At 58.1% G+C, this 20553-nt stretch carries 15 protein-coding genes; 9 read left to right on the forward strand and 6 right to left on the reverse strand.

The window, feature by feature from the left end; translation table 11 throughout:
- Positions 1-3 precede the first annotated feature (3 nt).
- The 5 genes from bcsZ (at position 4) to ACK5JN_RS04815 (ending at position 9694) form a co-directional block, all read left to right on the forward strand.
- A complete protein-coding gene (gene bcsZ, locus ACK5JN_RS04795) occupies positions 4-1101 on the forward strand; it encodes a cellulose synthase complex periplasmic endoglucanase BcsZ (RefSeq protein WP_416869101.1) in 1098 nt (365 codons plus the stop codon).
- A complete protein-coding gene (bcsC, locus tag ACK5JN_RS04800; protein ID WP_416869102.1) occupies positions 1083-4379 on the forward strand; it encodes a cellulose synthase complex outer membrane protein BcsC in 3297 nt (1098 codons plus the stop codon). Before bcsZ ends, bcsC begins: the two co-directional genes overlap by 19 nt.
- Before the next feature lie 148 nt (positions 4380-4527).
- On the forward strand, positions 4528-6543 hold the full coding sequence (gene hmsP / locus ACK5JN_RS04805) for a biofilm formation regulator HmsP (protein ID WP_416869103.1): 2016 nt from the start codon (positions 4528-4530) through the stop codon (positions 6541-6543).
- A 145-nt stretch (positions 6544-6688) separates the two neighbouring features.
- On the forward strand, positions 6689-7975 hold the full coding sequence (locus tag ACK5JN_RS04810; RefSeq protein ID WP_416869104.1) for a dicarboxylate/amino acid:cation symporter: 1287 nt from the start codon (positions 6689-6691) through the stop codon (positions 7973-7975).
- Between the two features lie 228 nt (positions 7976-8203).
- Positions 8204-9694, forward strand: coding sequence for a M16 family metallopeptidase (locus tag ACK5JN_RS04815; protein WP_416869105.1), 1491 nt, complete (start codon positions 8204-8206; stop codon positions 9692-9694).
- 234 nt (positions 9695-9928) lie between these two features.
- On the opposite strand, the gene ACK5JN_RS04820 is transcribed toward ACK5JN_RS04815, so the two are convergent.
- Positions 9929-10858 carry a sugar kinase gene (locus ACK5JN_RS04820; RefSeq protein ID WP_416869106.1) on the reverse strand — a complete coding sequence of 310 codons (930 nt, stop codon included), beginning with the start codon at positions 10856-10858 and terminating at the stop codon, positions 9929-9931.
- A gap of 227 nt (positions 10859-11085) precedes the next feature.
- Between ACK5JN_RS04820 and pdeH the strand changes: the two genes are divergently transcribed.
- The gene (gene pdeH / locus ACK5JN_RS04825; RefSeq protein ID WP_416869107.1) at positions 11086-11856 is read left to right on the forward strand and encodes a cyclic-guanylate-specific phosphodiesterase; all 771 of its coding nucleotides are present in this window, start codon (positions 11086-11088) and stop codon (positions 11854-11856) included.
- A gap of 76 nt (positions 11857-11932) precedes the next feature.
- A complete protein-coding gene (locus ACK5JN_RS04830; protein ID WP_416869108.1) occupies positions 11933-13993 on the forward strand; it encodes an AsmA family protein in 2061 nt (686 codons plus the stop codon).
- 50 nt (positions 13994-14043) lie between these two features.
- Here the strand turns inward: ACK5JN_RS04830 and ACK5JN_RS04835 are convergent, their stop codons facing one another.
- The 3 genes from ACK5JN_RS04835 to ACK5JN_RS04845 all read right to left on the reverse strand — a co-directional run bounded on the left by ACK5JN_RS04835 (position 14044) and on the right by ACK5JN_RS04845 (position 17610).
- A complete protein-coding gene (locus tag ACK5JN_RS04835) occupies positions 14044-15360 on the reverse strand; it encodes an MFS transporter (RefSeq protein WP_416869109.1) in 1317 nt (438 codons plus the stop codon).
- A gap of 263 nt (positions 15361-15623) precedes the next feature.
- Positions 15624-16586, reverse strand: a complete 963-nt coding sequence (gene yhjD, locus ACK5JN_RS04840) for an inner membrane protein YhjD (protein ID WP_416869110.1) — start codon at positions 16584-16586, stop codon at positions 15624-15626.
- Between the two features lie 124 nt (positions 16587-16710).
- A complete protein-coding gene (locus tag ACK5JN_RS04845; protein WP_416869111.1) occupies positions 16711-17610 on the reverse strand; it encodes a LysR family transcriptional regulator in 900 nt (299 codons plus the stop codon).
- Positions 17611-17729: 119 nt separating this feature from the next.
- On the opposite strand from ACK5JN_RS04845, the gene ACK5JN_RS04850 reads away from it, so the two are divergent.
- Together ACK5JN_RS04850 and ACK5JN_RS04855 are read left to right on the forward strand one after the other, a co-directional pair.
- Positions 17730-18488 (forward strand): SDR family NAD(P)-dependent oxidoreductase, encoded by a 759-nt coding sequence (locus tag ACK5JN_RS04850; protein WP_416869112.1) that lies wholly within the window; start codon positions 17730-17732, stop codon positions 18486-18488.
- Positions 18489-18817: 329 nt separating this feature from the next.
- Positions 18818-19444: a LuxR C-terminal-related transcriptional regulator gene (locus ACK5JN_RS04855; RefSeq protein WP_416869113.1), complete on the forward strand. Its 627-nt coding sequence runs from the start codon at positions 18818-18820 to the stop codon at positions 19442-19444.
- On the opposite strand, the gene ACK5JN_RS04860 is transcribed toward ACK5JN_RS04855, so the two are convergent.
- Positions 19421-19864: a lysozyme gene (locus ACK5JN_RS04860; protein WP_416869114.1), complete on the reverse strand. Its 444-nt coding sequence runs from the start codon at positions 19862-19864 to the stop codon at positions 19421-19423. The two genes, ACK5JN_RS04855 and ACK5JN_RS04860, sit on opposite strands and share 24 nt — an antisense overlap.
- Before the next feature lie 53 nt (positions 19865-19917).
- Positions 19918-20463 carry a GNAT family N-acetyltransferase gene (locus ACK5JN_RS04865; protein ID WP_416869115.1) on the reverse strand — a complete coding sequence of 182 codons (546 nt, stop codon included), beginning with the start codon at positions 20461-20463 and terminating at the stop codon, positions 19918-19920.
- Positions 20464-20553: the final 90 nt, after the last annotated feature.

The raw sequence follows: 20553 nt of genomic DNA on the forward strand, positions 1-20553 counted from the left end.
ACGATGAAAATGCTGAGCTGGATCGTTCTGCTGTGCGCTCTCGGCGGCCAGGTACAGGCCGCCTGTGACTGGCCGGCCTGGGAGCAGTTTAAAAAGGACTACGTAAGCGCGGAAGGGCGCGTGATCGATCCCAGCGATTCCCGCAAAATCACCACCTCCGAAGGGCAAAGCTACGCGCTGTTCTTTGCCCTGGCGGCCAACGATCGCCAGATGTTCGCCACCCTGTATAGCTGGACGCAGAACAATCTGGCGCAGGGTTCGATGCGCGAGCATTTACCGGCCTGGCTGTGGGGTAAAAAGAGCGCCGACGAGTGGACGGTGCTGGACAGCAATTCCGCTTCCGACTCCGACATCTGGATTGCCTGGGCGCTGCTGGAGGCTGGCCGGCTGTGGAAAAATGACGACTACGCCGCCACCGGCAAAGCGCTGCTGGCGAAGATTGCCGCCGATGAAGTGGTGAAGGTGCCAGGGCTGGGGCTGATGCTGCTGCCGGGTCGCGTCGGCTTTGCCGAAGAGACGCGCTGGCGCTTTAACCCAAGCTACTTCCCGCCGCAGGTGGCGCAGTACTTTAGCCGCTTCGGCGAGCCGTGGACGACACTGCGCGAAACTAACCTCAAGCTGCTGCTCGATACCGCGCCGAAAGGCTTCTCACCTGACTGGGTGAGCTATGAAAAAGCGAAAGGCTGGCAGTTGAAAGATGCGAACGTGGTGGGCAGCTATGACGCTATTCGCGTCTATCTGTGGGTCGGGATGATGCACGACGCGGACCCGCAAAAAGCGCGCCTGCTAAAACGCTTTAACCCCATGGCGGCGCAGACCGCCAGGCACGGGCTTCCCCCGGAAAAAGTGGCGATTGCCACCGGGAAGGTGACCGGCGATGGCCCGGTCGGTTTTTCCGCTTCACTGCTGCCATTCTTACAGGATCGTGACGCTCAGGCCGTTCAGCGCCAGCGCGTTACCGACCAATTTCCCGGCGCGGATGCTTACTATAGTTATGTTCTGGCCCTCTTTGGCCAGGGCTGGGATCAACACCGTTTTCGCTTCAGCGCCCGCGGCGAATTACTACCTGACTGGGGCCAGGAATGCGCAAGTTCACACTAAGTTTACTCACCCTCTCTCTGGGCCTATCGCTGGTACAGCCGCTCTATGCGGAAACCTCGGCGGAAGAGCAGTTGCTCAACCAGGTGCGCCTTGGCGAAGCCAGCAAGCGTGAGGATCTGGTGCAGCAGTCGCTGTACCGACTGGAGTTGATTAACCCCAATAATCCCAAAGTGCTGGCGGCTCGCCTGCGCTATATGCTGCGTCAGGGCGATACCGCCGGCGCGCAGCAGCAGTTGAAAAAGCTGGCGCAGGCGGCGCCGAACTCGGCGGAATATAACGCCTCACGCGTGGAAATCGGCCTGAACACCGATGCCGGGCGTCAGTCGCTGCAGCAGGCGCGCCTGCTGGCCACCACCGGTCACGTGCCGGAAGCGCTGGCCGAATATGAAAAAGCCTTTAATGGCCCGCCGCCGGACGGTGACTATGCCGTGGAATACTGGACGGCGGTGGCGAAACTGCCCGCCCGGCATGACGAAGCGCTCAAACATCTGCAGGCGCTGAACCGGCAGAACCCCGGCAACGTCGGCCTGCAAATGACGCTGGCCAATACGCTGCTGGCTGATAACCAGCGCGATGCGGCGTTTGCCGTACTGGAGCAGATGGCGAAATCCGCGGGCGGTCGCGGTCCGGCGAGCGATCTGTGGTTCAACGCCATTAAGAGTCAACCAGCCAGCCCATCAAGCGTGCAGGCGCTGCAGCGTTACCTGCTAATTTTTACCAGCGGCGAGTCGGCGGACAGCGCCCGCGCGCTGCTGGCCGAGCAGCAAAAACAGCTGGCGGATCCGGTGTTCCTTGCGAAGGCCAAAGAGGCCGAAGCGGAAGCGAACAAACCGCAAACCTGGGAGCTGTACTGGCCGCTGATCCGCAAAGGCGACGCGGCGCTGAAGGCCAACAATCTGGCGCAGGCACAGAGTTTCTACCAGCAGGCGCGTAAGCTGGATGCCACCGACAGCTATGCGGTGCAGGGGCTGGGCGACGTGGCGATAGCGCGTAAAGATACCGCCGCGGCCGAGCGTTACTACCAGCAGGCGCTGCGTCTGGACCGCAGTAACAGCGGCGCGGTGCGCGGGCTGGCGAACATCTACCGCGACGAGTCGCCGGAAAAAGCCACCGCGTTTATTAACGGCCTTTCGGCCAGCCAGCGTCGTAGCATCGATGATATTGAACGCAGCCTGACCAATGACCGACTTTCGCAGCAGGCGGAAGCGCTGGAAAATCGCGGCGAGTGGGCGCAGGCGGCGGCGTTACAGCGTCAGCGTCTGGCGCTATCGCCGGACGATGTCTGGATCACCTATCGTCTCTCCCGCGATCTGGTGAGCGCCGGGCAGCGCGGCGAAGCCGACCGCCTGATGCTCAACCTGGCACATAAGAAACCGACCGACGCCGAACAGGTGTACGCCTACGGACTGTATCTCTCCGGCAACGGCCAGGACCCGGCGGCGTTAACGCATCTGGCCGCGCTGCCGACGTCGCAGTGGACCGATAACATTCGCGAGCTGGACCAGCGTCTGCGCAGCGACCAGCTGCTTGCCCAGGCCAACCGTCTGCGCGACGGCGGGCAAGAGGCGCAGGCGATTGCGCTGCTCAAGCAGCAGCCGGAATCCCCGCGCATCCATTCAACGCTCGCCGATTGGGCGCAGCAGCGCGGCGATAACGCCACGGCGCTGGCCGAATACAACGCGGTGCTGGCGAAAGATCCCCAGAACGAAGATGCCCATCTGGGGCTGGCGGAGGTCTACGCCGCCGACGGCAACCGGTTTGCCGCGCGCCAGCAGCTAGCCGAGCTGCCTGCCGAAGGTGAGCGCTCGCTTAACACCCAGCGCCGGATTGCGCTGGTCAGCGCGCAGCTGGGCGACACCGAGACCGCGCAGAAAATGCTGACCGCCATCGTGCCGCAGGCAAAAGCACAGCCGCCATCCATGGAAAGCGCGATGGTGCTGCGTGACGCGGCGCGCTATCAGGCGCAGGGCGGCAACCCGCAACAGGCGCTGGAGACCTACAAAGACGCGATGGTGGCGGCGGAGATTTCGCCAACGCGGCCGCAGGATAACGACACCTTTACCCGCCTGACGCGCAACGATGAAAAAGATGACTGGCTGAAGCGCGGCGTGCGCAGCGATGCGGCGGATCTTTATCGCCAGCAGGATTTGAACGTCACGCTGGAGCACGATTTCTGGGGATCCAGCGGCACGGGCGGCTATTCCGATCTGAAAGCACACACCACCATGCTGCAGGTGGATGCGCCGCTCGCCGACGGACGAATGTTCTTCCGCTCTGATATGGTGAATATGGATGCAGGCAGCTTCTCGACCGACAAAGATGGCTACCATAATGAGCAGTGGGGCACCTGCGACCTGGCCCGCTGTAATGGCTCCACCAGGCAGAGCGACAGCGGCGCCAGCGTCGCCGTCGGCTGGAAGAACGATACCTGGAACGCCGACATCGGCACCACGCCGATTGGCTTTAACGTGGTCGACGTGGTCGGTAGCCTGAGCTACAGCAACGATCTCGGCCCGCTGGGCTATACGCTCAACGCCCACCGTCGGCCCATTTCCAGCTCGCTGCTGGCCTTCGGCGGGCAGAAAGATAACGGCAGCGGCGCACATCCGGGCACCACCTGGGGCGGCGTGCGCGCTAACGGCGGCGGCCTGAGCCTGAGCTACGATAAAGGTGAAGCCAACGGCGTCTGGGCCTCGCTAAGCGGCGACCAGTTGACCGGTAAAAACGTTGCCGACAACTGGCGCGTGCGCTGGATGACCGGTTACTACTACAAGGTCGTCAATGAGAACAACCGCCGGGTGACCGTCGGGCTGAACAACATGATTTGGCACTACCAGAAGGATCTGAGCGGCTATACGTTAGGCCAGGGCGGCTACTATAGCCCGCAGGAGTACGTCTCCTTCGCCGTGCCGGTGAACTGGCGTCAGCGTACGGAAAACTGGTCGTGGGAGCTGGGCGGCTCCGTCTCCTGGTCGCACTCGCGCACCAAAACCGAGCCGCGCTATCCGCTGATGAACCTGATCCCGTCACAATGGAGGCAGGACGCGAGCGACGATACCAACGGCGGCGGCAGTAGCCAGGGCTTCGGCTACACGGCGCGGGCCATCGTTGAGCGTCGCGTAACCTCCAACTGGTTTATCGGCGCGGGCGTGGATATCCAGCAGGCGAAAGACTATACCCCAAGCCATGCGCTGCTGTACGTGCGTTACTCCGCCGCCGGATGGCAGGGTGACCTCGATATGCCGCCGCAGCCGCTGGTTCCTTACGCCGACTGGTAACGGCATCTATTCTGATATAGGTATTCGTCTTATATAACCCGGCTTGACGCCGGGTTATAATTATCGCGCCAGAGTCCGTTTTGACTTTGCCGCCAGCCTCGTTATTCTCAATGCCTGAGCAATACGTTCGTACCTGTGGAGAGCTCTTTTGCGCGTCAGCCGTTCACTTACTATAAAACAAATGGCTATGGTTGCTGTTGTCACCATGTTGTTTTTGTTCATCTTTTGCTTCATTTTGCTGTTCCATTTTGTCCAGCAGGATCGCTATAACACGGCTACGCAATTAGAGAGTATCGCACGTTCGGTGCGCCAACCCCTTTCCGCCGCTATCCTCAAGGCCGATATTCCGGAGGCCGAGTCCATTCTCGGACGCATCCAGCCATCGGGTATTGTCAGCCGCGCGGACGTGGTGCTGCCAAACCAGTTTCAGGCGCTACGCATGAGCTTTATCCCGGAGCGCCCGATCCCGGTGAGTATCACCCGTATTTTTGAGCTGCCGGTGCAGATTTCGCTGCCGCTCTATTCGCTGGAACGCCCGGCAAACCCGCAGCCGCTGGCCTATCTAGTGCTACAGGCCGACTCCTGGCGGATGTATAAGTTTGTGATGAGCGCTCTGGCAACGATAGTGACCGCTTACTTCCTTCTGGTGTTGATTCTGACCGTCGCCCTGACCTGGTGTATCAACCGGCTCATCGTCCGGCCGCTGCGCAGTATCGCCTATGAGATTCACGATCTGCCGGGCGCGGACCGCATCGGGCATCAGCTGGCGCTGCCGCGCCTGCACCACGACGATGAAATCGGCACGCTGGTCCGTAGCTATAACCGTAATCAGCAGGCGTTAATGCGCCAGTACGATGAACTGAGCAGCCAATCGACCCGTTTCCCGGTGTCGGATTTGCCGAACAAAGCGTTCCTGCTGGGGCTGCTGGAACAAAGCCAGGCGCGTAAAACGCCGGTGGCGCTGCTGGCGATTGCCTGCGAAACCTTGCAGGACACCGCGGGCGTGCTGAAAGAGGCGCAGCGCGAGATGCTGCTGCTGACGCTGGCCGAGAAGATTAAGCAGGTGATCACCCCGCGTATGGTGCTGGCGCAGGTCAGCGGCTATGACTTCGCCATTCTGGCCTATGGCATCAATGAACCATGGCACGCAATTACATTAGGTCAGCAAGTACTCACTATTATGAATGAACGCTTGCCGATGCAGGGCATCCAGCTGCGCCCGAGCGCCAGCATTGGGATCGCCATGTCCAGCGATGGCCTGACCGCAGAGCAGCTCTACCGTCGTTCCCTCTCTGCCGCGTTTACCGCGCGGCGTAAGGGTAAAAACCAGATTGAGTTCTTTGACCCCGAACAGATGATCAAAGCGCAGAAACGGCTGACCGAAGAGAGCGATATTCTGACGGCGCTGGATACCCAACAGTTCTCTATCTGGCTCCAGCCGCAGGTGGATACCCTCACCGGTAAAGTCTGTAGCGCCGAGGTGCTGCTGCGCCAGCGGCAGGAGGACGGCAACTGGGCGTTACCCAACGATCTGATCGACAGCATTGAGTCCTGTGGCCTGATGGTCACCGTCGGTCATTGGGTGCTGGAGGAGGCCTGCCGTCAGCTGGCGGTGTGGCAGTCGCGCGATATCATGCTGCCGCTGTCGGTAAATATCTCCGCGTTGCAGCTGCTGCATCACGATATGGTCTCTGACATGCTGGCCCTGCTGGACCGCTACCGCATTGCGCCGGGCACGCTGGTGCTGGAAGTGACCGAAAGCCGCCGCATCGACGACCCGAAAGCGGCGGTGGCGATCCTGCGCCCGCTGCGTAACGCCGGGGTGCGTATTGCGCTGGATGACTTCGGTATGGGCTATGCAGGACTGCGTCAGCTGCAACATATGAAATCCGTACCGGTCGATATTCTGAAGATTGATAAAATCTTTATCGATACGCTGCCGGAAGACGCCAGCATGGTCGCGGCCATTATCCAGCTGGGGCGCAGCCTTAATCTGAAGATGGTTGCCGAAGGCGTTGAAAATGAAGAACAATATTCATGGCTTCGCGCCGCGAACGTAGATGTGTTGCAGGGTTTCCTGTTCGCCCGTGCGGTGCCGCCGGAGGTGTTTGAACAGGATTATCTCGGCCAGGAGAAATCGCTGTTACCGAGCGAAAGGACATAGCGATTGTGCGTGTCAGCTCAAAGATTTAACAATTAAACATCAAATCAACGTACAAATATTTCGATTATGTTTCTCGGATGTTATTTTGTGCTCACAGGTGAAAATAACCCCTACTTTTCCTGTGGCTATAGCTTAAGGACATCCTATGAAAACCTCTTTCTTCAAAAGCCTCTATTTCCAGGTGCTGACGGCGATAGTGATCGGCGTGCTGCTCGGTCACTATTACCCGGAAATAGGCGCACAAATGAAACCGCTCGGCGATGCCTTCGTCAAACTGATTAAAATGATTATCGCGCCGGTTATCTTTTGTACCGTAGTGACGGGAATCGCTGGCATGGAAAGCATGAAAGCGGTTGGCCGCACCGGCGCGGTGGCGCTGCTGTACTTTGAAGTGGTCAGTACCATCGCCCTGATTATTGGTCTGGTGATTGTTAACCTGGTGCAACCCGGCGCAGGGATGAACGTTGACCCGGCGACGCTTGACGCCAAAGCGGTCGCCATGTACGCGGAGCAGGCGAAGGACCAGGGTATTATCGCCTTCCTGATGGATATTATTCCGTCGAGCGTCATTGGCGCCTTTGCGAGCGGTAACATCCTGCAGGTGCTGCTGTTTGCGGTGATGTTTGGCTTTGCGCTGCACCGCCTGGGTAACAAGGGCCAGCTGATTTTCAACGTCATTGAAAGTTTCTCGCAGGTCATCTTCGGCATCATCAACATGATCATGCGCCTGGCGCCCATCGGCGCGTTCGGGGCGATGGCCTTCACCATCGGTAAATACGGCGTGGGCACGCTGGTGCAGCTCGGTCAGCTCATCATCTGCTTCTATATCACCTGTATCCTGTTTGTGGTGGTGGTGCTGGGCTCGATTGCCCGCGCGACCGGCTTCAGCATTTTCAAATTTATTCGCTACATCAAAGAAGAACTGCTGATTGTGCTGGGAACGTCCTCCTCGGAGTCCGCGCTGCCGCGTATGCTCGATAAGATGGAAAAACTGGGCTGCCGTAAATCGGTAGTGGGGCTGGTAATCCCGACCGGCTACTCGTTTAACCTCGACGGGACTTCCATTTACCTGACGATGGCGGCGGTGTTTATCGCCCAGGCGACCAATAGCCACATGGATATTTTCCATCAGGTGACGTTGCTGGTGGTGTTGCTGCTTTCGTCGAAAGGGGCGGCCGGGGTGACCGGCAGCGGCTTTATCGTGCTGGCGGCGACCATCTCGGCGGTAGGGCATTTACCGGTTGCCGGCCTGGCCCTGATTCTGGGGATCGACCGCTTTATGTCTGAAGCGCGTGCGCTGACCAACCTGATCGGTAACGGCGTGGCGACCATCGTGGTGGCGAAACGCGTGAAACAGCTGGATGCTAAACAGTTGGACGACGTGCTCAATAACCGTCCGACCGCCAAAAAACCGCACGAATTATCCTCTTAATCCTCTGAGTTCCGCCCGTACTCCCTTGCTGGAGTGCGGGCTCCTGCGCATAATGAGGCGGCGTCATGAATGGGCTGTGATAGCCTATGGCCGTCGTAAACTTTATTTTCCTTAGCCATGTGACGTTTTTGCGATCGTGTGGTCTAACTGACGTATTTACTTCATTATTTTAGGCAATCGCTCTATGGCGGTTGTCTTTGTAACCAGGAACGTTCATCAGGGGTTCACATGCAGGGCACAACAATTCGACTTTTAGCCGGTGGTTTGCTGATGATGGCAGCGTCCAGCTATGTGCAGGCAGAAGCGCTCCAGCCGGACCCGGCCTGGCAACAAGGCACGCTGTCTAACGGTTTTCAGTGGCAGGTTCTCGCCACGCCGCAGCGCCCGAGTGACCGTGTAGAAATTCGGCTCTCTATTGATATTGGTTCGCTGAATGAAAGCGCTCAGCAGACCGGCTTCAGCCACCTTATTCCGCGTATCGCGCTGACCCAAAGCGGCAGCCTGCCAACCATGCAGGCGCGCTCAATGTGGCAACAGGGCATTGACCCGAAGCGCCCGCTGCCGCCGGCGATCGTCTCGTATGATTACACCCGCTTTAACCTGAGCCTGCCGAATAACCGCAGCGATCTGCAAAAAGAGGCGCTGAACTGGCTGGCGAGCTCGCTGGGCAAGCCAAATATCACCCAGGAAAGCGTCAACTACGCGCTGAGCGTGCAGGATATGGTCGCGACCTGGCCGCAGGATACCAAAGAGGGCTGGTGGCGCTACCGCCTGAAAGGCTCAACCATGCTCGGCCACGACCCGGCTGAACCGCTGAAGATGCCGGTTGATGCCAAGCAGGTGGCCGATTTTTATCAGAAATGGTACACCCCGGACGCCATGACGCTGATCGTGGTCGGCAACGTCGACAGCCGTGCCACCATTGAACAGATTAGCAAGGCTTTTGGCGAGCTGAAGGGCAAACGTGAAACGCCGGCGGCCATGCCGACGCTGTCGCCGCTGCGCCCGGAAGCGGTGAGCATTATGACCAACGCGGTGCGTCAGGACCGTTTATCCATCATGTGGGACGCGCCGTGGACCCCTATCCGCGAATCGGCGGCGCTGCTGCGCTACTGGCGCGCCGACCTGTCTCGCGAAGCGCTGTTCTGGCACGTGCAGCAGAAGCTGAGCCGTACCAACACCAAAGATATCGGTCTGGGCTTCGACTGCCGCGTGCTGTACCTGCGCGCGCAGTGCGGCATTAACCTCGATTCGCCGGGCGAGAAGCTGGAAGGCAATCTGGGGCTGGTGGCGCGTGAGCTGGCCAACGTTCGCGATAACGGTCTGCCGCAGGATGAATTTGACGCGCTGGTCGCTCAGAAAAAGCTCGAGCTGCAAAAGCTGTTTGCCACCTACGCGCGCATGGATACCGACGTGCTGATTGGCCAACGCATGCGTTCGCTGCAAAATCAGGTGGTGGATATCGCGCCGGAGCAGTATCAGAAGCTGCGTCAGAGCTTCCTCGATTCGCTGACGCTGGAGATGCTGAATCAGGATCTGCGCCAGCAGCTGTCGCAGGATATGGCGCTGATTTTACAGCAGCCTACCGGCGAGCCGGAGTTCAATATGAAGGATCTCCAGGATACCTGGAGCAAGATCATGCTGGCGGAGAAGGCTGAGGCCGCGTCGGCTGCGGATGAGAGCCATCAGGATGTGACGGATATTCCGCCGGCGCAGTAATTTGCCCGGTGCATGCCCCCTCACCCTAACCCTCTCCCCAATGGGGAGAGGGGACCGATCGTGCACATGCTGAGGTCCGCTTTTCTCCTTCGCTCAATCTTGCGGTTTGCACATCCTGCTTTTCTCCCTCGCCCCTCTGGGGAGAGGGCCGGGGTGAGGGGAAACCTCTGCACCTATTCTCCAGACGAAAAAAAACCTCTCCCAACCGGAAGAGGTTCTTTCCTACCCGAAACCTTAAGCAGGCATCGCGTCGCGCGGAATAATCGCCCCGCGGTGCTGAATGACGGTGCTGGCCGTCAGGTGGCCGCGTTTTGCCGCCGCCGCCGCGTCGCCGCCGGTCAGGCGCACGGACAGGTAGCCTGCGCTGAAGGAGTCACCCGCCGCCGTGGTATCAACCACTTTCTCTTTCGGCAGCTTAACCGCCGGTACGTCAACCAGCGCTTCGCCGGTAATCGCCACCAGGCAGGAGTCGGCGCCGCGTTTCACAACCACTTCGCTCACGCCTGCGGCCTGAGTACGAGCAATCACTTCTTCAACCGGCTTCTCGCCCCACAGCGCGTCTTCGTCGTCGAGGGTCAGGAAGGCGATATCGGTGCATTGCAGCATCTGCTGATAAACCTGCTGCGTCTCTTCTTTGCTGGCCCACAGGCGCGGACGGTAGTTGTTGTCAAAGATGACTTTCCCGCCGTTCGCGCGGCACTGCTTCAGCAGCGCCAGCAGTTTTTCACGGCTGGACGGGCTTAAAATCGCCAGGCTGATGCCGCTCAGGTAGAGGTAGTCAAAGCCTGCCAGCTGCTCGCAGATAGCGGCAGACTGCTCGCTCTCCAGCCAGAACTTTGCCGCGGCTTCGTTACGCCAGTAGTAGAAGGTACGCTCGCCGGTGTCATCGGTTTCGATGTAGTACAGGCCCGGCATACGGTCGCTCATGCGTTGAATCAGGTCGGTTTTGACGTTCTCTGCCTGCCAGGCGTCCATCATCTGCTGGCTGAAGGTGTCGGTACCCAGCGCGGTCACGTAGTTGACGCTGAGTTCTGCAGGGGAGACCTGGCGCGCGATATAGACGGACGTATTTAAGGTGTCGCCGCCGAAGCCGCGGTTAACTTGTGCGCCCTTCTCGGACAGCTCAATCATGCATTCGCCAATCACGGCAATTTTTTTGGACATAGTCATCAACCTGATTCGGTAAATTTTTCGTAGTGTGCGCTGTGGCTAATCGATGGTCAACTATATTAAAACATCGTTCCATTATTTTTTTTGAGCTAGCGCGTGTTACGACGTATTTGTCCGCGTTGGGGGAAAATAAAATGCCCGCGTTGAACATAAAGTTCTCAATCGCAACGCCGATAACCTTAACACCAGACCCTCAGACCCTCTATTCACAGGAAGCCTAAATGACGTTAAAGCAGGTGAGCCAGCGGGCGAGAGTTCCTGATGCGGAGCTAGAAAGCCTACAGCAGCTGCGTTATTGGCAAGAGTGTGAGCGCGTCTATACCTACCAGCCTATCTACACCACGCAAGGCCGCCTGATGGCGATCGAAGTGCTAACGATAGTGACCCATCCCTCTCAACCGCAAAAGCGTATTGCCCCGGATCGTTACTTCGCCGCCGTCGCCATCGGCCAGCGGATCCACGTCATCAAAGAACAGGTGGCGATGCTGGCAAAAAAGAAACAATTCTTTGAACAGAATAAGGTGCTGGCGTCGGTAAACGTGGACGCGCCTACGCTGCTGGAAATGCGCCAGGACCGGATCCTGAGAACGATGATTGAAACGCTGCCGTGGCTGCGCTTCGAGCTGGTGGAACATATGCCGCTGCCGCAGGACTCTTCGGTGGCCTCGCTGTGCGAATTCGGCCCGCTGTGGCTGGATGATTTTGGCACCGGGATGGCGAACTTCTCGGCGCTGAATGAAGTGCGCTATGACTACATCAAAGTGGCGCGCGACCTGTTCATCATGCTGCGCAAAACCCCGGAAGGCCGCAAGCTGTTTATTCTGCTGCTGGAGCTGATGAACCGCTACTGCGAAGGGGTGATCGTCGAAGGCGTAGAGACGCTGGAAGAGTGGCGGGAGGTGCAGCAGTCGCCCGCCCATGCGGCGCAGGGCTATTTCCTCTCGCGTCCGGTACCGTTCGCCCATCTTGATGAGGTGTTCTTGTCACTTTGAATCGGGCTGTTTCCGCTAAATCTGCCCGTCTGGACTATCTTTAGGACAGGCAAGGGAAGAACAGAGGAAGCAGCATATGACCAGAGCAGGCAAAATTGCCGCCGCGATAACAGGGACTTTCTTGTTGTTGATCGTCGTACTCATCGTGGTGATTGCGACATTTGACTGGAACCGACTCAAACCGACCATCAACCAGAAAGTCTCTACGGAACTCAACCGTCCATTCGCCATCCGCGGCGATTTAGGCGTGGTATGGGAACGCCAGAAGCAGGAAACCGGCTGGCGAAGCTGGGTGCCGTGGCCGCACGTCCACGCGGAAGATATTACCCTCGGCAACCCGCCGGACATCCCCGATAAAACGATGGTCCATCTGCCCCGCGTGGAAGCCACGCTCGCGCCGCTGGCGCTGCTGACCAAAACCGTCTGGCTGCCGTGGGTTAAGCTGGTGAAGCCCGACGCGCGGCTGATTCGCCTGTCCGAAAAAAACAATAACTGGACCTTTAATCTCGCCGGAGGCAAGCAGCAGGACCCCAACGCACAGCCCTCCAGCTGGTCTTTCCGCCTCGACAATATTCTCTTCGATCAGGGGCGGATCGCGATTGATGACAAGGTCAGCAAGGCGGATATCGAGATCCTTGTCGATCCGCTGGGCAAGCCGCTGCCGTTTAGCGAGGTGACGGGCAGCAAAGGTAAAAATGAAAAATCCAACGTTGAGGATTACGTTTTTGGCCTGAAGGCGAAAGGGCGCTATAACGGCGAACCGCTGAGCGGTACGGGGAAAATTGGCGGCATGCTGGCGCTGCGCGGCGCGGATGCCTCGTTCCCGGTGCAGGCCGATTTCCGTTCCGGTAATACCCGGGTGGCGTTTGCCGGGGTGGTGAATGACCCGATGAAAATGGGCGGCGTCGATCTGCAGCTGAAATTTTCCGGCGATTCGCTGGCGGATCTGTATGACCTGACCGGCGTGCTGTTGCCGGATACGCCGCCGTTTGAGACCGACGGTCGGCTGGTGGCGAAAATCGATAGCCAAAAATCCTCAGTCTTTGACTACCGCGGCTTTAACGGGCGGATTGGCGATAGCGACATTCATGGTTCGCTCAGCTACACCACCGGTAAGCCGCGTCCGAAGCTGGAAGGCGATCTGGAGTCGCGACAGCTGCGGCTGGCGGATTTAGGCCCGCTGATTGGCGTTGATTCCGGCAAAGGCGCGGAACAGTCGAAGCGCGCGGAGCAGAAAAAGGGCGAGAAAAGCATTCAGCCGGCGGACAAAGTGCTGCCGTATGACCGCTTCGAAACCGATAAATGGAACGTGATGGACGCCGACGTCCGCTTCAAGGGGCGGCGTATTGAGCACGGCAGCAGCCTGCCGATTAGCGATCTCTCCACCCACATCGTGCTGAAAAACGCCGACCTGCGTCTGCAACCGCTGAAGCTGGGGCTGGCGGGCGGCAGCATCAACGCCAACATTCATCTGCGAGGAGATAAAAAACCGATGCAGGGGCAGGCGGATATTCAGGCCCGCCGCCTGAAGCTGAAAGAGCTGATGCCGGACGTTGAGCTGATGCAGAAAACCCTCGGCGAGATGAACGGCGACGCCGAGCTTCGCGGTACCGGCAACTCCGTCGCGGCGCTGCTCGGCAACAGCAACGGCAACCTGAAGCTGCTGATGAACGATGGTTTAATCAGCCGTAACCTGATGGAGATTGTGGGCCTGAACGTCGGTAACTTTATTGTCGGGCAGATTTTTGGCGATGATGAAGTGCGGGTGAACTGCGCGGCGGCCAACCTCGATATCGTCAACGGCGTGGCGCGTCCGCAGATTTTCGCCTTCGATACGGAGAACGCGCTTATTAGCATCAGCGGCACGGCAAGCTTCGCCTCTGAGCAGCTGGATTTAACCATCGACCCGGAAAGTAAAGGCATCCGCATTATTACCCTGCGCTCGCCGCTGTACGTGCGCGGCACCTTCAAGAATCCGCAGGCTGGGGTGAAAGCGGGGCCGCTTATCGCACGTGGCGCCGTCGCCGCCGCGCTGGCGACGCTGGTCACGCCGGCCGCCGCGCTGCTGGCACTGATTTCCCCCTCCGAAGGCGAGGCAAACCAGTGCCGGACGATTCTGACGCAGATGAAGAAATAAGAGGAGTCAGGCCGGATAGGGCGCGGCTGCGCCGCTATCCGGTCAATCAATCACAGCGACTGATGGCGCGTCTCATGGGTTAACAGCAGCGCAATCAGCGTTAGCGCGGCCATGCAAGCCAAATAGATGCCAACCGCGGCCAGCCCATAGTTCGACTGCAGCCAGGCCGCGATATACGGCGCGACCGATGCGCCCAGAATCGACGACACGTTGTAGGAGAAGGAAGCGCCGGTATAGCGGACTTCCGTCGGGCACAGCTCCGGCAGCAGCGCCCCCATTGGGCCAAAGGTCAGCCCCATCAGGCTCAGGCCGACCAGCAGGTACAGCATAATCAGCGCCGGATTACCGGAGCCCAGCAGCGGCTGGAAGAAGAACAGCGCGAAAATGATAATCAGGCTGGTAATCACGATCATGCTTGGGCGACGACCGAAACGGTCTGCCAGTAGGCCCGCGATCGGCACCATCACGCCAAAGCCAATCACCGCCAGCATCAGCATCCACAGCACTTCGTTACGCGGCAGGCCCAGGCCATTCGGCACGGCGGCGGTGCTGTAGGTCATGGAATAGACGGTCATGATGTAGAACAGCGTATAGGTAGCCAGCATGATAAAGGTGCCGAGTACCGTCACGCGCACGTGCTTGCTGAGCAGGGTACCCATCGGCACTTTGACCTGCTTCTTCGCGGCGGCGACTTTGGCGAATACCGGCGTCTCATGCAGCGATACGCGCACGTACAGGCCGATGATGACCAGCACGGCCGAGAAAATAAACGGTACGCGCCAGCCCCAGGTCATGAACTGCTCGTCGCTCAGCAGCCAGGAGAGCAGCAGGAAGGTGCCGTTGGCAAAGAAGAAGCCAATCGGCGCGCCCAGCTGCGGGAAGGAGCCGTACAGCGCGCGCTTACGCGGCGGGGCGTTTTCGGTGGCCAGCAGCGCCGCGCCGCCCCATTCACCGCCTAAGCCCAGACCCTGCCCAAAGCGCGCCAGCGCCAGCAGCATCGGCGCCAGAATGCCGATCGATTCATAGCTCGGCAGCAGGCCGATGACAACGGTCGAGATCCCCATCGTCAGCAGCGACGCAACCAGCGTCACCTTGCGGCCAACGCGGTCGCCGAAGTGACCAAATAGCGCGGAACCGATAGGGCGCGCGACGAACGCAATGGCGAACGTTGCCAGCGATTGCAGCGTTGCCGCCGCCGGGTCACCCTGCGGGAAGAAGATGTGCGGGAAGACGATGACCGCTGCGGTGGCGTAAATATAGAAGTCGAAAAACTCAATGGCGGTGCCGATAAGCGAGGCCACGACGACTATATTGCGCGAGTTAACCGGAGCGGTTGCCTGGTCGTTGTCGAGTGTTGTGCTGGTCATAGTGTTTTCTAATATTTATAGCGAACGAAAGGCCATATTAGACATAGCAAAAGCGACATTTCAATCTGTAACGGGATTGTAAAATGACGCTAAGAAGGGGAAAAAGTGGATAATTTTTATACCGGGAAATAAGCATCCATGAAATGCTTCACATTTTTTATAACTTAGATGATAAAACTGGTTTTTGGTTAAATAAAAGTTACGGGCTGGATTTATATGCTGAAACGAAAGGCTGGGCTGAAATTTTCAGCCCAGCGGTGCGCTTAGCTATGGGTTTTTCCCGGCATGCGCGGGTCGTCTTTGTATTCCGCGGTGGCGATCCACGCCGCGCAGAACAGCGTCAGGCGGGCGAAGAAGTAGAAGAAGGCCATCAGGCCAAGCACCGAACCAAACGCCGCGCCGGAAGGTGATTTCACCAGCGTGGGGAGCGTCCAGGTCATGATAATTTTAATCACTTCAAAGCCGATGGCGGCGATAAAGGTGCCGCGGATCAGCGCCTTCTTGCGCGGACGATGGCGCGGCAGACGCCAGAAAATCCAGAAGAACAGCAGATAGTTAGCGAAGATAGAGATTGCCAGGCCAATCAGCCGCCAGGCGGGTTTCAGCCACTCGATGCTGTCGAGGTACAGCGCCGAGATAATCATCTGCTGGGCGGAACCGGCCACCGAGGTGATGGACAGCGTGACGATCAGCGCAACCAACAGGCCAATCAGCGACACGAAATCACGCAGGTATTTTACCCAGATAGCCTCCTGGTCCTGCGGCGTGCGCTCCCAGACGTCGCGGGACTGCGCGCGAATCGCTTCGCGCAGGTTGCCCATCCAGTTCACGCCGGAGTAGAGGGCAATCCCCAGGCCGACCAGCCCGACGGTGGTGCGCTGCTGAACGGCGGTATTGATGGTGCTTTTTAAGGTGGCCGCTAGCGTCGGGTCGCTGACGTTGTTGAGGATCTTATTGAAAATATCCTGCAGCAGCGTGGGGTGCGAGGCGAGGATAAAACCGGCGGCGGCAAACGACACCATCAGGATCGGGATCATCGATAGGAACGAGAAGTAGGTGATCGCCGCGCCGAACTGGTTACCCATCCGGTCATTGAAGCGCTCGGCGGCGCGAATCAGGTGGGCGATAACCGGGCGGCGCTGAAGCTTCTGCGCGGTGCTGGTGACGGTATCCAGCGCTTTGCTGGCCTTTTGCTGTAGACGTTTGTCGTTGTTTTCCGACGTCATCAGGACGAATTTCCTTTTTCATTGCTTTTAATTGAGTATAGAAGGTTCCCCGGCGTCGGTGCTGCACACCTCATCCGGGCTACCTGTTGCCGTAGTCCGGACGAACGAAGTGACGCCGGGAGGCTTAATCGACATATTCGCGCAGCACTTCGGTGAGCCACTCCATCAGTACATGTACCCGGCGCGACAGATTGCGGCGGTGCGGGTAAATCAGCGAGACCGGCATGGGCTCGGCCCGATACTGCGGCAGAACCTCCACCAGTTTGCCGTCGCGCAGCGCTTCACGGACGCCCACGCGCGGTACCTGAATGATCCCCAGCCCTGCCAGGCAGGCCGCGTGGTAGGTTTCGGTACTGTTTACCGTCAGCACGCCGCCGGTTTTTACCCACTGCGTGCCGTTATCCCTCGCCACTTCAAAGCCTTGCGGACGTACGCCGAGGTTCACCGCATAGTGTACCAGCGCATGGCTGCTGAGATCTTCCAGTGATTCCGGATAGCCGAAGCGGGCGAGATACGCCGGGCTGGCGCAGTTGATGAGGGTGAGCTTGCCGAGCGGGCGGGCAATCAGCCCGGAATCTTTCAGCGCACCGACGCGCACCACGCAGTCAAACCCTTCGCGAATCACATCCACCAGGCGGTCGCTGCTGCTCAGTTCCAGTTCAATACCGGGATAGTGCTGCAAAAAGTCGGGCAGCCGGGGAATGACCACGTTACGCGCGATGGCGATCGGCATATCCACCCTTAACCGTCCGCTGACGCTACTGGGGTCGCTCTGGAACATGCTGTCCAGTTCCTCCAGGTTGCTCAGCAGATCTTTGGCGCGTTCAAAGTAGACCATCCCATCCTGAGTCAGTAGCACGCGGCGGGTCGTGCGGTGCAGCAGGCGGCAGCCAAGGTGGTTCTCCAGCGCCTGAATCTGCCGCGATACGCTACCTTTAGGAAGACCCAGCGTGTCCGCCGCTCGGGAAAAACTCTCCAGTTCGGCCACGCGGATGAACAGCTGCATTGCGTGTATTTTATCCATCTCAATGACCTATTGTTGTTGTGGATGAGACAGTGAAGCGTAATCAGAGATATTTATTGTTTTTTTATCACCTAATAAGCTTGTTCTCAACGTACACACCATGAGAAATGAGGTTTCCTATGAACCAGCGTATTGCGATCGTCACCGGCGGCAGCCGTGGATTGGGGAAAAATGCGGTATTAAAGCTTGCCGCGCAGGGAACGGATATTATTTTCACCTACCACAGCCAGCGCGATGCGGCGTTGCAGGTAGTGGCTGAAGTGGCGCAACTGGGGGCAAAAGCGGTGGCATTGCAGCTGAACGTCAGCGAAACCGCCAGCTTTGCCGCCTTCGTCGGGCAGGTCAAAACCCAGCTCCAGCAGGAGTGGGGGCGTGAGACGTTTGATTATTTAGTGAACAATGCCGGTATCGGCCTGTATGCTCCGTTTGCCGAGACCTCGGAAGCGCTGTTTGATGAGCTAATGAACATTCACTTTAAGGGGCCGTTCTTCCTCACTCAGCAGCTTCTGCCGCTGATGGCCGACGGCGGGCGCATCCTCAACGTCTCGACCGGGCTGGCGCGCTTTGCGCTGCCGGGATATGCGGCCTATGCATCGATGAAAGGGGCGATGGAGGTGCTGACCCGTTATCAGGCGAAAGAGCTGGGCGCGCGCGGGATCTCGGTGAACAGCATTGCGCCGGGCGCGATCGAAACCGACTTCGGCGGCGGGCATCTGCGCGACAACGCAGAGCTGAACCACTATGTGGCTTCACAAACCGCGCTGGGTCGCACAGGACTGCCGGACGACATCGGCGACGCTATCGCCGCGCTGCTGAGCGACAATCTGCGCTGGATGACCGCACAGCGCATTGAAGTCTCGGGCGGGATGTTCCTGTAACCACGCCGCATTATTCATATCATGCTGAAATAAGTCCTAAGGTGGACTTATTTCAGCTTCTGCTTCCGCTTTCTCCCGCCATGTAATACATTTCGTGAAATTAATATTCATTATTAGCTCTTCCTCTAATCCTTTTCTTAATCCCGGTGTGATGAACTATGTGAATACGTAATTGCAGCCCGAGGGGTGTAAGTATTCATAATCTTGATGTTTATATTGCCGGATATCTCCGTAGAATGCCCCATGCCAAACGGCGAGTTCTTATTTTGTGCCGTAAGGATTACTCTTTCGAGCATTAAGAGCTGATTATTTTTAATGGGGAAAGCGTTATGCAGGTAGTCATGTTTGACAGGCAGTCAATATTTATTCATGGAATGAAAGTTAGCTTACAGGAACATATTCCAGGAATTGATGTTTATGCCGTCAGTCAGGCAGATGACCTGTGGCGGCAGCTGTTACACCATCCGGAGGCGTTGCTCATTCTGGACGGCGAAATGGAACCGGGTTTTTGTCAGTGGCTGTTGCAGGAGAAGTATCAGCAGTTTCCAGAGTCGAAAGGGATTATTGTCGTCAATGAATATAATCAGGCATGGCTTGGCAATATGCTGGCATTTAACGTGCAGGCGATTATCCCACGCGATGCTGGCGTTGAGACTTTTGTGCAGACCATCAAAAGCGTGATGCGTGGGTTAATTTGTTTACCCAGCGACTGGCGAATGGAATCTGAACACACCAAACATGGGCTGGAAAGTTTAAGCCATCGGCAACGGGAAATATTAACCCTGCTCGCTAACGGGGAAACCAATAAAGAGATTAGCCGAACGCTGAATATCAGTACCGGGACGGTAAAGGCGCATCTGGAGTCTTTATACCGCCGTCTGGATGTAAAGAACCGCACGCAGGCGGCGATGCTGCTCAACCATAGCCAGAATTTACCGCATATCGTGCTGGAATAACGCGGATTCAGCCTGGCGCTGTAAGGCCAGGCTGTTTTGTTGCTGACCCTCGCGCTGCCATTCCGCCAGCGCGGCGCGAAAATCTTCGCGATTAATCGCCTGTACGATCGCCGAACGCTGTAGCCCTTCCGGCCCGAGACTGAACGCCAGCGACAGCAGCGCATCGAACTGCTGCTGGCCGAGCGGCACGTTGACGCACTGGCAAATCAGCTGCTGATAGTCTTGCGTATCACGCTGAAATAGCGCCTCGGCCTGCGCGTGACTAATACCTGCGTCAAAGCGTTCCCGATCGCGGATAAGATGGCCATAACCAATCAGCCATAACCCCTGCGCGTCGCGGTATTTCTCCAGCGAAAGCCCCTGAAAACGCTTAATCAATTCCAGCCCCTGCGGACTGGCTGCGGTAATCCCTGTGCTCATAACGATCTCTCTGTGGGTGAACAGAGAAGTGTAAAAGAGCCGCAGGCGCTCGACTATTGGCCGGATGACGGTGAATGATTATATTTGTGGTTAAGTAAGCCAAACAGCCAGTCGTTGTGCCACTGACCGGCGAGGAAATAGCTCTCGCGCAGTTCACCTTCGAGGCGGAAACCGAGCTTCTCCAGCGTGCGGCGGGAGGCCACGTTGCCTGCCGTGACCGTCGCCGTCAGGCGGCGGATGCCGCCGGCGCTAAAAGCATAATCGCACACCGCGCGCAGGGATTCGGTGCCGTAGCCTTGTCCCTGCGCCTCAGGGGCGAATAAAAATCCCACCTCCGCGCAGTCGGCGTCGCGATGAAGATAGCCGGTGATGCCGAGCGGCGCGTTTTGCGCATTGCGGACCATCAGGCATAGCCAATGCGCGTCGCCGGGAGACCAGTGGGGCAGACGGGCGTCAAAGGCGGCGCGGATCTCGCTCTCGCTGCGCTTATCCGCTACATAGCGCATCACCTGCGGGTGCTGCTGGAGGGCCAGAAAGAAGGGCCAGTCGCTGTCGATAAGCTGCGTGCAGACTAAATGTTCGGTGGTGAGCGCGATCATAATTTCACATCCTGAGTGGTGGCACAGGACTGTTAATTTGCCTGATTTCGGCTATGGTGTAACGACCAAAATAACATAAAAATAACATAT

The organism is Kluyvera sp., assembly GCF_047971185.1.
Taxonomy (GTDB): domain Bacteria; phylum Pseudomonadota; class Gammaproteobacteria; order Enterobacterales; family Enterobacteriaceae; genus Kluyvera.

What these genes read in the sequence shown, in the direction of transcription:
- bcsC (WP_416869102.1), top strand. Translation starts at nt 1,083, where the DNA reads ATGCGCAAGTTCACACTAAGTTTACTCACCCTCTCTCTGGGCCTATCG.
- yhjD (WP_416869110.1), bottom strand. Translation starts at nt 16,586, where the DNA reads ATGACGTCGGAAAACAACGACAAACGTCTACAGCAAAAGGCCAGCAAA.
- ACK5JN_RS04850 (WP_416869112.1), top strand. Translation starts at nt 17,730, where the DNA reads ATGAACCAGCGTATTGCGATCGTCACCGGCGGCAGCCGTGGATTGGGG.
- ACK5JN_RS04855 (WP_416869113.1), top strand. Translation starts at nt 18,818, where the DNA reads ATGCAGGTAGTCATGTTTGACAGGCAGTCAATATTTATTCATGGAATG.
- pdeH (WP_416869107.1), top strand. Translation starts at nt 11,086, where the DNA reads ATGACGTTAAAGCAGGTGAGCCAGCGGGCGAGAGTTCCTGATGCGGAG.
- ACK5JN_RS04835 (WP_416869109.1), bottom strand. Translation starts at nt 15,360, where the DNA reads ATGACCAGCACAACACTCGACAACGACCAGGCAACCGCTCCGGTTAAC.
- ACK5JN_RS04815 (WP_416869105.1), top strand. Translation starts at nt 8,204, where the DNA reads ATGCAGGGCACAACAATTCGACTTTTAGCCGGTGGTTTGCTGATGATG.
- ACK5JN_RS04860 (WP_416869114.1), bottom strand. Translation starts at nt 19,864, where the DNA reads ATGAGCACAGGGATTACCGCAGCCAGTCCGCAGGGGCTGGAATTGATT.
- ACK5JN_RS04820 (WP_416869106.1), bottom strand. Translation starts at nt 10,858, where the DNA reads ATGTCCAAAAAAATTGCCGTGATTGGCGAATGCATGATTGAGCTGTCC.
- ACK5JN_RS04830 (WP_416869108.1), top strand. Translation starts at nt 11,933, where the DNA reads ATGACCAGAGCAGGCAAAATTGCCGCCGCGATAACAGGGACTTTCTTG.
- ACK5JN_RS04865 (WP_416869115.1), bottom strand. Translation starts at nt 20,463, where the DNA reads ATGATCGCGCTCACCACCGAACATTTAGTCTGCACGCAGCTTATCGAC.
- bcsZ (WP_416869101.1), top strand. Translation starts at nt 4, where the DNA reads ATGAAAATGCTGAGCTGGATCGTTCTGCTGTGCGCTCTCGGCGGCCAG.
- ACK5JN_RS04810 (WP_416869104.1), top strand. Translation starts at nt 6,689, where the DNA reads ATGAAAACCTCTTTCTTCAAAAGCCTCTATTTCCAGGTGCTGACGGCG.
- ACK5JN_RS04845 (WP_416869111.1), bottom strand. Translation starts at nt 17,610, where the DNA reads ATGGATAAAATACACGCAATGCAGCTGTTCATCCGCGTGGCCGAACTG.